A 12,789-nucleotide genomic window follows, 5' to 3' on the forward strand; every position below is an offset into this window, starting at 1 on the left:
CACGCGCGCCGTAGTACCTCCGCGGCCGGGACTCGCGCGCCACCGGTCAACCGTGCCAGCGGCGATAGACCTCGGCCGCGCCGGGATGCAGCGGGATCGAGCCGGTGCTGATCAAGGAGCGACCGTCGAGGAACTGGGTGCCCGCGGCCTCGATGGGAACCAGCGAGTCCGCCTGCCACACCAGCAGTTCCACGATCGACGCCGCCACCTCCGCGGGCATGGTGGTAGCGGCCAGTAAGAGGTTCGCGACACCGACGGTGTGGACCGCGACGCCACCGGGATAGGCATCGGCGGGGATCGTGACGCGGTCGTACACCGGCCCGAACCGCTCCCGCATCGGCACGGTCAGTTCGCCCATGTCCACCAACCGCATCCGGCTCGGCACCTCCAGCAGCGCGGTCGGCACACCACCCGCCCACAGCAACGCGTCCGCCTCTCCGTTCGCCAATGCGGCCACCGCCGCGCGCAACGGCCGATGCGAAATCGCCACATCGCCCGCGGGATCGAGCCCCGCGACACGCAGGATCCGTTCGCCGGTCAACGCCGCCCCCGACCCTTCCGCCCCCAGGCTCACCCGCGCCCCACGCAGGTCCGCGACCGCACCGATCGGACTTTCGGAGCGCACGACCAACTGCAGGTAGTTCTCATACACCCGCCCCAGCGCCGACACCCGATCGGTGCTGTCGAGCACCGAATCCGAGAGCGCGAGTGCGGCATCCACCTCGCCATGGGCCAGCAGCGTCAGGTTGGCCTGGGAACCCGCTGTGGTGACTCGTTCGATCCGTACGTCCCCGGCTTCGGCCGCGGCGAGGCCGAGCAATCCCGCGAACGCGTGATAAAAACCGCCGACCTCACCGGAAGCCAGGCGCACCGTGGTCCCGGCGCCGCGCGGACCACATCCCGCGATCCCCGCGGCGGCGGCGAGCGCGAGGAATCCGCGCCGACCGATACCGCGGCGTCCGGGCAGGTCGCCGCGGCGTCCGGGCAGGTCGCCTCGCGTCATCGGGCCACCGCCGCGGGCAGCCGGATCTGGACCGCGAGGCCGTGCGGACGCTGCGCTTCGATCGTGAGGGTGCCCCCGCACGCCTGCGCGAGCGCCGCGGCGATCGGCAGCCCGAGCCCGGAGCCCCCGGTCCGCGCCGACGAACCGCGAAAGAAGCGGGTGGTGAGCTTGTCGATCTCGTCGGAGCGCACACCCACGCCGTCGTCATGGACGGTCAGCACAACCCAGCCGGGCTCCGTCGCGACAGCCAGTTCGGTGCGCGCGCGAGGACCCGCGTAGCGCGTCGCATTGCTCAACGGAACATCGAGAATCTGCGCGAGCACCTCGGCGGAGACCGCGGCTTCGGCGCGCGCGGGCGACGGCGTCACGCGCAATTCCTGGTCGGCCGCCCCGAAGGCCGAACACCAGGCGTCGTACCGATCCGCGATCACTTGGACGGCGTCGCAGTGCGCGTCGGCGATTCGGGTGAGGTCGAAGGCGGCGGGCGTCTCGGCAACCGCGAGACTGAGCAGCCCGTCGAGCAGCGCGGTCAAGCGGTCGACCTCGGCGCCCGCACCGCGGAAGGTGCTCGCGGCGCTGCGCGGAATCGAGGGTTCCAACGAGTCCAGGCGAATCGTCAGGGCGGCCAGCGGATTGCGCATCGCGTGCGCGGTGTCGGCGACGAGCTGACGTTGCGCGTCCGCCGAATCCGCGACGGCGAAGGCCATGGCGTCGAAAGATTCGGCGAGCGCCCGCATTTCCGGCGGTCCGCCGTGCCTGCCCGCGAGGGATACCGGCGCGACGGTGTCCGCGCGCGGCTTGGGCAGCGTCGCGGTCAACTGCGCCACCGCGTGCGAGAGCGCCGCGAGCGGCCGCAGCACCCAGCGGCTGAGCGTCACCGCCAGCAGCATGAACAGCGTCATCGCGACCATCCCGCCGACCGCGATGACCACCCAGTCCCGCGCGATGTCGCCGCGTGCTCGGGCCGTCGACGCCGCGATCACCACGGCGCCGTTCACCTGTACTCCCGTGCCGACGGGGCGGGCGACGAGCATGGTCCGCGCACCCCACGGCGTCAGCTTGGCTACCGCGTGCGGACGCTGGTTGCGGCGCGCGGCCCCCACCGCCGCGACAATATCCGGATCGGTGCCGTCGGCCCCCGCGTTCACCGCCGTGGCTCCCCTGGCGTCGACCACGAGCACGTTCTCGCCGTACAGCTCGTGATACCGGTTCACCTCATCGGCCAGCGCCCGACTATCCCCTCCGGTGACGGCGGCGTCGGCGAGAGTGGCGAACCGATCGGCATCGCCGGAACGGGCCAGGACCAACTGCTGGGTGCGGCTGGTAGCGATGGTCAGCGACAGCGGAACCGCGAACGCCAGTACCGCGATCGCCGCGAAAACCGTCAGCGCTACCAGCAGGCGGCGGCGCATCGCGCACCTCCGGGCCACCCGACGCGCACCATGCTCACTGCCCCCACCGATATCCGTAACCGCGGATGGTGGTGATCAGCCCCGGCCGATCCAGCTTGGCCCGCAAACCGGTCATGTGCACGTCCAGTGAGCGTGAGACCGCGACGAAGGCGTCACCCCAGATCCGGTCCATCAGCTGCTGGCGGCTGACCGCGGCGCCCGGCCGTTCCACCAGCGCCTCGACCAGCTCGAATTCCTTCTGCGTCAGCGTCACCGGCGCGCCGGCCACCTCGACTACCCGGGCGCCCAGGTCTACCCGCACGTCACCGGTGACCACCACCGACCGCACCGTGTGCGCCGCGGCTGCCACGCGCCGGGTCACCGTCTCCAGCCGCGCCACCAACTCCGCGATTCGCGGCGGCTTCACCAGGTAGTCGTCGGCGCCACCGCGTAGGCCGCGCACGATCGAGCGTTCGTCGCTGCGCGCGGTAAGGATCAGCACCGGCACCGAACTCACCTCACGCAGCCTGCGCAACACCTGCAGGCCGTCACCATCAGGCAGTCCGAGGTCGAGGATCACCGCGTCGTAGTCGCGGTGGGCGATCAGCAGGTCCGCACCGCGACGCTTGCGTTCGGCGCGGTAACCACGGGCGATGAGCGCCTCCACCAGCGCGTCGCCCACGCCGTCGTCGTCCTCGACCACCGCAAGCCGCACGCGCCGATCCTCCCACAGCGGGCGGATCGGCACGTGTGCCGGTCGATCAGTCACGCACCGGCGCCAGCGGCTGTCCCGGCCCGGCCGCCGCGACGCCGGACGTGGTCACGGCGTCCGCGCTGGACTCGTCCCCATCGATCGTCGAGGCCGTCGAGGTCTCCCGCATGAAGTAGTAGGTGACCAGCGAGACCGCGATGCATCCCGCGACATACCAGAAGTACAGCGACTCGTGGCCGCCCTTCTTCAGCGCCAGCGCGATCGTCTCCGCCGTACCGCCGAAGATGGCGACGGTCAGGGCATAGGGGAGGCCGACCCCGAGCGCGCGAATCTTGGTCGGGAACAGTTCGGCCTTCACGATCGCGTTGATCGAGGTGTACCCGGTGATGATCACCAGAGCAACCATCATCAGGCCCCACGCGGCCACTGGATTGGTGGTGTTCGCGAGCACGGTCATGATCGGCACGGTCGATACGGTGCCCGCCACGCCGAAGAAGATCAGCAGCTTGCGTCGGCCGATCCGATCCGACAGCGCGCCGGCCACCGGTTGCAGCACTACGAAGACCAGCAGCGCGACGAAGTTGATCCACGCGACCGTCGACTTGGAGATACCCGAAGTGTTGATCATGAACTTCTGCATATATGTCGTGTACGTGTAGAAGGCGACGGTTCCACCCAGCGTCAGCCCGATCACCAGAAGACATTCGCGCGGGTACTGCAACAGGATCCGCAGCGAACCGCGCGACGTCCGAGTGACGGCGGGCTCCGCACCGGCCGTGCTGTTCGCCGACGACCGCTTCGATTCGGCCCGGAACTGCTCGGACTCGTCCATGCCACGCCGCAGCCACATCACGACCAGCGCACCGGCCGCGCCGATCACGAATGGAATCCGCCAACCCCAGTTGTTCATCTGGGCCGAGTCGAGGAACTGTTGCAGCACGATCTGCACACCGAGCGCGACGAGTTGGCCCGCGACCAAAGTCACGTACTGGAAGCTGGAGTAGAATCCGCGCCTACCCGCCGAAGCCACCTCGGACAGGTATGTCGCGCTGGTGGCGTACTCCCCGCCGACCGAAAGTCCCTGCAGCAACCGGGCGAAAAGCAGCAGGGCGGGCGCGGCCAAGCCAATGGTCTGATATCCGGGCGTCACCGCGATCAGCAACGAACCCACCGCCATCACGGTCACCGACAGGGTCAGTGCCGAGCGGCGGCCGAACCGGTCCGCGTACCTACCCAGCGCCCAGCCGCCGATCGGGCGCATCAGGAAGCCGACCGCGAACACCGCAGCGGTGGACAGCAACTGTGCCGTCGGATCGTCCTTGGGGAAAAACGTCTTCGCGAAGTACACGCTGAACGCGGCGTAGACATACCAGTCGTACCATTCGACCAGGTTGCCGATGGATCCGCGCAAAACATTCGCGACCACTCGGCGCTCGCCGGCAGGCTGTGTCGTAGTCGTCGTAGTCACCAGATCTCCTTCTTCGACGCCTCATCGCGTCGTCGCAGATCAGTGTGTCGGCAGTCACAGGTCACGCGGAATGGCTCCGCACGGTTCCTAACAGTCCCTTAGGACGATTGTGGACACCGCTCGGATATGCGGAAACGACTCCGGCCCCCGGCTGATGCCGAGGGCCGGACTGCGCATGGCACGGCTCAGGAACGCGCGGCGAGCAACGGCGCGAGAGTGCGCAGCGCCGGGAGGTAGTCGTCGCCGAGAACCTGCACTGCGACGTGGTCGGCGCCGGCGTCCACATGCTCGGTCAGCCGGGCAACGACCTGCTCCGGCGTGCCGTGCGCGACGACAGCGTCGAACAGTCGGTCACTGGGCGGGATGGCGAGGTCGGCGTCGGTGAAGCCGAACCTACGCAGGTTCGACACGTAGTTGGTCAGACCGAGGTACAGCTGGATGGCCGGGTCGGCGACGGTGCGCGCCGTGTTCGTGTCGTCGGTCAGCACGACCTTGTTCTCGGTAGCCAACAAGGCGTTCGAGCCCATAAGGGTGCGAGCCTTCGCGGTGTGCGCCGACGGCACGAAATACGGAAGCGCGCCCGCGGACCGGTCGGCGGCCAGCTTCAGTACGCGCGGGCCCAGCGCGGCCACCGCGCGACGCTCGGCGGGGACACCCGCGGCGTCGAGTTCGTCGAGGTACTCGACCAACGCGTCGTAGGGCTTGCGGTACTCGCCGGTGTGTTCAGGGTGCCCTGCGCCGATTCCGAGCAGGAACCGGCCGGGAAAGCCCGCCTCGATCCGATGGAACGACGCGGCGACTTCTTTCGCGGGCGCGACCCAGATGTTCACGATGCTGGTCGCGACGGTGATCGTCTCGGTCGCGGCCAGCAGCGACTCGACCCCGGGTAGATCCGCGGGCGGAGACCCGCCCAACCACAGCGTGCCATAGCCCAGCTGCTCGTACTCCCGCGCCTCTTCCGGGCTGAACCCGGTGTACCCGCGCCATACTCCGAATCGTCCAAGACTGTCGAATGCCATGTTCCGGGGCAACGCGGGCGTGCGGGCGGCTATTCCGTGTCCGCGAGTCCGGGTGTCGGCGGGGTTCCGGGTTTCCGGAGGGTGTCGGCACTTTCGGCCCGAGAGTAACGTGAGCCCTGCACAGCTATCGGCGCCCGCCGCCGTGGCAGGGCGTCACCGCTAGCTCAATGGAGGTGATTGTTGTGCTGAGGTTCGATCCGTTCCATGACATCGACACCGTCGCCCGCCAGCTCCTCGGCGAAGCCACCGGATCCGCTCGTGCACCACGATTCATGCCGATGGATTTGTTCAAAACGGGAGATCATTACGTCCTCAACGCCGACCTCCCCGGTGTCGATCCGCACTCGGTCGAGGTCAGCGTGGACAACGGCACGCTCACCCTGCGCGCGCAACGCACGGCCCCCAGCGAGGAAGGTGTCCAGTGGATCGCCTCGGAACGCTTCGCCGGCACCTACATGCGCCAGCTGTCCCTCGGTGAGAACGTCGACGTCGACAAGATCAGCGCGACCTACAACAACGGTGTGCTGTCGGTGACGATTCCCATCGCGGCACGCGCCAAGCCGCGCCGCATCGAAATCACCGGAGAATCCCAACCGAAGAAGATCAAGGCGCAGTCGAGCTGAGTCGCCGCGCTCCCCGAACCTGTGCACGCACCACACGTCATTCGCACAGGTCGGACAACCGAATATGGCTGCTAGATCTCGGCATCGGGCTGATCAGTCACCGCAGCAACCGTCCGACACCGGGATCGATCGCATCTCACGCGTCTGCGCATTGCGTTCGGCGAGTTGGTCATCAGCGGGGTAGTCCACGCCGATCAGACTGAGGCCGTACGCAGGGGCAACGGACACCGCACTGGACCGCTCGGTCTCGTGCAACAGGTCCGCTACCCACTCCGGGGTCCGGCGGCCCTCTCCCACCGCCAGCACCGCGCCGACCAAACTGCGGACCATCGACCAGCAGAACGCGTCAGCGCTGACGTGGGCGGTCAGCAGGTCGCCGTCGCGCTCCCAGTCGAAGCGCTGGAGTTCGCGCACCGTGGTCGCACCCTCCCTTCTCCGGCAGAACGCGGCGAAGTTGTGCAGTCCCAACAGCTTTCGCGACGCCGCACGCATCGCGTCCACATCGACGTCGGGTCGGCAGGCGACCACACTGCCCGCATGCAGCGGCTCGGCGCCGTAGCGGGCACTGGTCAACCGATAGGCATAGTGGCGTCGGATGGCGGAGAACCTGGCGTCGAACTCGGGCGGCGCGAGGCGTGCTCGCTTGATCCGCACATCCTTCGGCAAGAACCGCGCCATCCGCCGGATCAGTTGGTCGGCGTCCAGTTCAGCGGTCGTGTCGAAATGCGCGACCTGCCCCTCGGCGTGCACGCCCGCGTCGGTGCGCCCCGCGACAGTCAGCTGGATCGGCTCGCGGAACACCTTGCTCAGCGACTCCTCCAACACCCCCTGCACCGTCCGCAGCTCGGGCTGACGCGCCCAACCGAGAAAATCGGTGCCGTCGTAGCCGATGTCGAGCCGGACGCGCACCGATGTCGCCGGCACGCCGGCCTCGGCAGCCTCCATCGTCGCAGAGGGTGGCTCGGCCGACGTCGACCCCGCCGAATCCCGCACCGTCACACTGGTCTCCTAGGGAAACGAACAAGCCCGCCGACCCAGTGCGGGGCGGCGGGCTCGTTCGAGAACTACGACGCGAGGCGTCAGGCGTCCTTCTTGTACTCGGCGGCCCCGTCGGCATCCGGAGTCTCGGTGGTCTCGGCGACGGCCTCGTCGGCCTGCTCCTCGACTACCTCGGCGGCCGGAGCCTGCTCGACCTTCTTCGACGCGGCAACTCGACGAGCGCGATCGGCCTCGTTGGTCACGGTCTTCTCCCGGACCAGCTCGATGATCGCCATCGGCGCGTTGTCACCCTTGCGGGGCAGCGTCTTGGTGATGCGGGTGTAGCCACCCTCGCGTCCCTCGAACGACGGGCCGATCTCCGCGAAGAGTTCATGCACGACGTCCTTGTTACGGATCACCTTGAGCACCTCGCGACGGTCGGCCAGCGAGCCGCCCTTCGCCTTGGTGATCAGCTTCTCCGCGTAGGGGCGCACGGCCTTGGCCTTGGCCTCGGTGGTGGTGATCCGGCCGTGCTCGAAGAGCGCCGTGGCCAGATTGGCGTAGATCGCCTTCTGGTGCGACGCCGACCCGCCGAAGCGGGCACCCTTCTTGGGCTTGGGCATTGTTGGTTCTCCTTGTATTCGGGCCTTGTATTCGGGCGCCGCTCCCGGGCCCTGGCGTGGTCACGCTCCGCTACCGCCTGCGGGCTCGGCGCGCACGCCGCGGTGTGCGGCCGGTCCGGGGCGCCTACCCCGACGGCCTAGAGCTGTTCGGTTTCGGCGTAGTCCTGCTCGCCGCCATCGGTGTCACTGAACGTGCCGTTGTCGCTCCACGTCCCAGTGCTCGCGTCGTAACCCACCACACTGGACGGGTCGAACGACGCCGGGCTGTCCTTCAGCGAGAGGCCGAGCGCGTGCAGCTTGACCTTGACCTCGTCGATGGACTTCTGGCCGAAGTTACGGATGTCCAGCAGGTCCGACTCGGTGCGGGCGACCAGCTCGCCCACCGTGTGCACACCCTCGCGCTTGAGGCAGTTGTAGGACCGGACGGTGAGGTCCAGGTCCTCGATCGGCAGACCGAACGAGGCGATGTGGTCCGCCTCGGCCGGCGAGGGGCCGATCTCGATGCCTTCGGCTTCGACGTTCAGCTCGCGGGCCAGGCCGAAGAGCTCGACCAGGGTCTTGCCCGCCGAGGCGAGCGCGTCCCGCGCGCTGATGGAGTTCTTGGTCTCCACGTCGAGGATGAGCCGGTCGAAGTCGGTGCGCTGCTCGACACGGGTGGCCTCGACCTTGTAGGTCACCTTCAGCACCGGCGAGTAGATCGAGTCCACCGGGATCCGGCCGATTTCCGCGCCGGACGCCTTGTTCTGCACGGCGGGGACATAACCGCGACCGCGCTCGACGACGAGCTCGATCTCCAGCTTGCCCTTGTCGTTCAGGGTCGCGATGTGCATGTCCGGGTTGTGCACGACAACGCCGGTCGGCGGGACGATGTCACCGGCGGTGACGGTGCCCGGACCCTGCTTGCGCACGTACATCGTGACCGGCTCGTCCTCCTCCGAGGACACGACCAGGCCCTTGAGGTTCAGGATGATGTCGGTGACATCCTCCTTCACACCGGGAACGGTGGTGAACTCGTGCAGGACGCCGTCGATACGAATGCTCGTCACCGCGGCCCCCGGAATCGAGGACAGCAGCGTACGCCGCAGCGAGTTGCCGAGGGTGTAACCGAAACCTGGCTCGAGCGGTTCGATGGTGAACTTCGAACGGTTCTCCGCGACGACCTCTTCGGTCAGCGTCGGACGCTGTGAAATCAGCATTAGGATCATCCTCCTTTTTGGGCGCCCGCTATTTGACGCCTCGTCTCAGGGGTTGTGCGTGACCGCCCGAGCGACCGGCAGTCGCCGGCGCTGGACGATCACGCACCAGCAGTCCAATGTGTGCGCCGTCCTCGGCCTACCTCGGACCGGCACACACGCACTTACTTCGAGTAGTACTCGACGATCAGCTGTTCCTGCAGTGGCACATCGATCTGGGCACGCTCGGGCACCTGGTGTACCAGGATCCGCAGCCGGCCCGGGATCACCTGCAGCCAGCCGGGAACCGGACGGTCCCCGACGGTCTCGCGGGCCACCTGGAACGGCAGGGTAACCAGCGACTTCTCCTTGACATCGATGATGTCGTACTGGGTGACCTGGTAGCTGGGAACGTCGACCTTCTTGTTGTTCACCAGGAAGTGGCCGTGGCTGACCAGCTGACGAGCCTGCCTGCGGGTACGCGCCAGACCAGCGCGGTACACCACGTTGTCCAGGCGGGTCTCGAGCAGACGCAGCAGGTTGTCACCGGTCTTGCCCTTGAGGCGGTTGGCCTCTTCGTAGTACCGGCGGAACTGCTTCTCCATCACGCCGTAGGAGAAGCGAGCCTTCTGCTTCTCCTGCAGCTGCAGCAGGTACTCGCTCTCCTTGATCCGCGCGCGGCCGTGCTGGCCGGGCGGGTAGGGACGGCGCTCGAACGCCTGGTCGCCTCCGACGAGGTCGACACGCAGACGACGCGACTTGCGGGTGATAGGGCCTGTATAACGAGCCATTTTTCGCTATTCCTTTCCCGCTAGACGCGACGCCGCTTGGGCGGACGGCAGCCGTTGTGCGGCTGCGGGGTGACATCGGAGATCGTGCCCACCTCGAGGCCGGCGGCCTGCAGCGAGCGGATCGCCGTCTCGCGGCCCGAACCCGGGCCCTTGACGAACACATCCACCTTCTTGACGCCGTTCTCCTGCGCCTTGCGGGCAGCGTTCTCGGCGGCGAGCTGCGCGGCGAACGGGGTCGACTTGCGCGAACCCTTGAAACCGACGTGGCCGGACGACGCCCACGAGATGACGTTGCCGTTCGGGTCGGTGATCGACACGATCGTGTTGTTGAACGTGCTCTTGATGTGCGCGTGGCCGTGCGGAACGTTCTTCTTTTCCCGGCGACGCGACTTCTGGGTCTTCTTGGGGCCAGAGGCCCGTGACTTCGGAGGCATCGGTTATCCCTACTTCTTCTTGCCGGCGACGGTGCGCTTGGGGCCCTTGCGGGTGCGCGCGTTGGTCTTGGTGCGCTGGCCACGCACGGGCAGTCCACGACGGTGGCGCAGCCCCTGGTAGCAGCCGATCTCGATCTTGCGACGGATGTCGGCCTGCACCTCGCGGCGCAGGTCACCCTCGACCTTGAGGGACGAACCCTCGATGTAGTCACGCAGCTGCGTGACCTGCTCGTCGCTGAGGTCCTTCGAGCGCAGGTCCGGGCTGACGCCGGTGGCCGCGAGGATCTCCTTGGAGCGGGTACGGCCGATGCCGAAAATGTAGGTCAGCGCGATCTCCATGCGCTTTTCGCGCGGGAGATCAACGCCCATGAGACGTGCCATGTGGCAGTTTCCTTACTGTTGCGGAGGTCTGCTCCCAGTCCGTCCCCTCGTCTTCTTGGGGCACCGGCCTCCGAACCGGTGGTAGGCGCGCACGCCAGGGGCGAACCCTGTTTCCACAGCGTGCGGCTGGTGCTGGGAGTTCTTCTTTGCCAATCCGAACTGCGTTCGGTGCTTGGCTGGTGGTGCGTCGAGCGACGCCGTCGGCAAGCCTCCGGCGCTGTGCAGCGAGGTTTCCCCCGCTTCCGCTCAGCCCTGGCGCTGCTTGTGGCGCAGGTTGTCGCAGATCACCATGACCCGGCCGTGACGGCGGATCACCTTGCACTTCTCGCAGATCTTCTTGACGCTCGGCTGAACCTTCACGTCCGTCCAATCTGTTGTGGTTCACACGGGTGTGAACACAGGTTTTCCCCAGTCGGCGACTGGGGAAGTCTCTGTGGTGAGTCTTTCGACTCGGTCCCGGGCCATGCCGGGACTACGGCCGAAACGCACCGAGCGGACCGCGCCGAGCGCGATCACTTGTATCGGTAGACGATCCGGCCACGCGACAGGTCGTAGGGCGAGAGTTCGACGACCACACGGTCCTCGGGAAGGATACGAATGTAGTGCTGTCGCATCTTCCCGCTGATGTGCGCGAGAACTTTGTGCCCGTTCTCGAGCTCGATCCGGAACATCGCATTGGGCAGCGGCTCGACAACTCGACCCTCGACCTCGATGGCCCCGTCCTTCTTCGCCATGTCCTCCGCGATCCCGGTTACGCTCAACCTGGTTTGTTTGTCATGTTTCTGCTTGGATGAACCGATTGCTGGCAGGAACCGGTCGCACACAAACAGTCGGCGCGTAGGTGCACCGCCGCACCAGCTTACCGACCTGCCTCGGATCGGGCAAAAACGCCTCCCTATATACCCGCGCCGACAGGCGTTTCGCGACAGCCTTCCCACATCTGGCGGCGGTCTGGTCCTGCGCCACGGACGGCTCGCGTTGTCGCGTAAACTGACCGCTGTCCAGGTAATGGGTCGAGCAGATCAAGGGGGATGCGTGAGCCGCGATAACGACGGCCTCCCCATGCTGCCACCGTGGCTATCGGAGAGCGAAGTCACACAGGTCGGCTACGAAGCCCCGGTACAGAACCTTCCGCATGACGAGCTCATCGAGGAAATAGCCCCGCGCAGACGCGGGCGGTTCAAGGGCCGGGCGCCGGAGGCCGAGCGGACCGAAGCCCCGCGCCCGGAGAAGCGTCGCAAAGGCTGGCGCCGGGACAAACAGGACGCGCAGTCCGACCAGCAGCGTCCGAACGAGCGTGGCCGGGTCCGGCTGCCCGGACCGGAAGCGCTGCGGTGGGACCAACGACCGCACGACTCGTGGCCGACATCGGCTCCGGAGCAGACGCCGCCGCTTCCGGACGATTCCTGGCAGGACGCACCCCCGCGCGCCGACGGCCCGCAGCCCGGCCTACCGACCCGAAACCCCGCGCAACCCTCCCGCGGGTTCCAACCGCTGGGCAGCAGGTCCGCCGAGCAACCGACATCGAACGATCAGGCGACGCCACAGGCCCGCAGGCCGGATCTGCCACCGCCGCCCCTCCCCGACTCGCCGGCACAGGTGCGCGGCGACCGACCCGGCCAGGTGCCGAGCGGTATGGGGACCGGACCGGCGGAGGCGGTGGGTGCGCATTCCCCGACCGACGAGCGCCCTGGGCAGACTCCTCTGGAGCGGTCCGCACCGTCGACGGAGGAAATCCCCGCCGCGCCGGGGACCGAGCCGAAACGATCCTTCGCGTCGCCGGGGCCCGCTGCCACACCCACCACCAGCGATCCCGCCGTGGCGGATCCCCACAGTCCGCCGCCGTGGCTCGCCGCGCCGAGCCCCGTTCCCGGAGCACCGGCGGCGACAACAGACACGCCGCGCCGACTCCCGCCACTGCCCGATCCGCCCGCGCCGCACGAGCGCGGGCACAACGGTGCGCCGCCGCTCGACGAGCGACAGGTGCCGCCACCCGACGCCGACGGTCCGACCCGCCGGATCGTCCGCACCGACTCGGGGCCGATCCGCCCCGCACCCGAGCAGGCCACCGACCAGCCCGGTAGGCCGGGTTCCGACCTCGCCGCCGCCTCGGATGAACGCACAACAGCGGTAGAGCGAACCTGGACCTCCGGCACGGCGTCCAGCTCCGCCTCGACACGACCTGCCGCAGGCG

Annotated in this window: 14 protein-coding genes; 1 reads left to right on the plus strand and 13 read right to left on the minus strand. The window is 67.9% G+C overall.

The genetic code is table 11. The features are described 5' to 3' along the window. Nucleotides 1-46 precede the first annotated feature (46 nt). The 5 genes from AB0C34_RS18500 to AB0C34_RS18520 form a co-directional block, all read right to left on the minus strand. On the minus strand, nt 47-1,003 hold the full coding sequence (locus AB0C34_RS18500) for a TAXI family TRAP transporter solute-binding subunit (protein ID WP_357073970.1): 957 nt from the start codon (nt 1,001-1,003) through the stop codon (nt 47-49). Then, nucleotides 1,000-2,415, minus strand: a complete 1,416-nt coding sequence (locus tag AB0C34_RS18505) for a HAMP domain-containing sensor histidine kinase (RefSeq protein ID WP_357073973.1) — start codon at nt 2,413-2,415, stop codon at nt 1,000-1,002. The genes AB0C34_RS18500 and AB0C34_RS18505 overlap by 4 nt, the downstream gene beginning before the upstream one ends. A 34-nt stretch (nt 2,416-2,449) precedes the next feature. Continuing rightward, complete coding sequence (locus AB0C34_RS18510) at nt 2,450-3,109, minus strand: response regulator transcription factor (protein ID WP_357074115.1); 660 nt, start codon at nt 3,107-3,109, stop codon at nt 2,450-2,452. Nucleotides 3,110-3,155: 46 nt separating this feature from the next. Further along, nucleotides 3,156-4,574, minus strand: coding sequence for an MFS transporter (locus AB0C34_RS18515; protein WP_357073976.1), 1,419 nt, complete (start codon nt 4,572-4,574; stop codon nt 3,156-3,158). 185 nt (nt 4,575-4,759) lie between these two features. Next, nucleotides 4,760-5,593 (minus strand): LLM class F420-dependent oxidoreductase, encoded by an 834-nt coding sequence (locus AB0C34_RS18520; RefSeq protein ID WP_357073979.1) that lies wholly within the window; start codon nt 5,591-5,593, stop codon nt 4,760-4,762. A gap of 182 nt (nt 5,594-5,775) precedes the next feature. Here AB0C34_RS18520 and AB0C34_RS18525 point away from each other — a divergent pair, with 182 nt between their 5' ends. Beyond that, entirely contained in the window at nt 5,776-6,216 is a 441-nt protein-coding gene (locus AB0C34_RS18525; RefSeq protein ID WP_357073981.1) for an Hsp20/alpha crystallin family protein, read from the plus strand. A gap of 93 nt (nt 6,217-6,309) precedes the next feature. On the opposite strand, the gene truA is transcribed toward AB0C34_RS18525, so the two are convergent. The 8 genes from truA to infA form a co-directional block, all read right to left on the minus strand. Further along, nucleotides 6,310-7,161, minus strand: coding sequence for a tRNA pseudouridine(38-40) synthase TruA (gene truA / locus AB0C34_RS18530; protein ID WP_357074118.1), 852 nt, complete (start codon nt 7,159-7,161; stop codon nt 6,310-6,312). Nucleotides 7,162-7,295: 134 nt separating this feature from the next. After that, entirely contained in the window at nt 7,296-7,817 is a 522-nt protein-coding gene (gene rplQ / locus AB0C34_RS18535) for a 50S ribosomal protein L17 (RefSeq protein WP_357073984.1), read from the minus strand. Nucleotides 7,818-7,954: 137 nt separating this feature from the next. Continuing rightward, nucleotides 7,955-9,013 (minus strand): DNA-directed RNA polymerase subunit alpha, encoded by a 1,059-nt coding sequence (locus AB0C34_RS18540; protein WP_357073987.1) that lies wholly within the window; start codon nt 9,011-9,013, stop codon nt 7,955-7,957. A 161-nt stretch (nt 9,014-9,174) separates the two neighbouring features. Further along, nucleotides 9,175-9,780: a 30S ribosomal protein S4 gene (gene rpsD, locus AB0C34_RS18545; protein WP_357073990.1), complete on the minus strand. Its 606-nt coding sequence runs from the start codon at nt 9,778-9,780 to the stop codon at nt 9,175-9,177. A 20-nt stretch (nt 9,781-9,800) separates the two neighbouring features. Next, nucleotides 9,801-10,214, minus strand: a complete 414-nt coding sequence (gene rpsK, locus AB0C34_RS18550) for a 30S ribosomal protein S11 (RefSeq protein WP_014981768.1) — start codon at nt 10,212-10,214, stop codon at nt 9,801-9,803. A 9-nt stretch (nt 10,215-10,223) separates the two neighbouring features. Next, a complete protein-coding gene (rpsM, locus tag AB0C34_RS18555; protein ID WP_357073993.1) occupies nt 10,224-10,595 on the minus strand; it encodes a 30S ribosomal protein S13 in 372 nt (123 codons plus the stop codon). Between the two features lie 246 nt (nt 10,596-10,841). Then, nucleotides 10,842-10,955, minus strand: coding sequence for a 50S ribosomal protein L36 (rpmJ, locus tag AB0C34_RS18560; protein WP_011207363.1), 114 nt, complete (start codon nt 10,953-10,955; stop codon nt 10,842-10,844). Between the two features lie 152 nt (nt 10,956-11,107). Further along, a complete protein-coding gene (infA, locus tag AB0C34_RS18565; protein ID WP_003418601.1) occupies nt 11,108-11,329 on the minus strand; it encodes a translation initiation factor IF-1 in 222 nt (73 codons plus the stop codon). Nucleotides 11,330-12,789: the final 1,460 nt, after the last annotated feature.

The organism is Nocardia sp. NPDC049220, assembly GCF_040647855.1.
In the GTDB taxonomy this organism is placed as follows: domain Bacteria; phylum Actinomycetota; class Actinomycetes; order Mycobacteriales; family Mycobacteriaceae; genus Nocardia.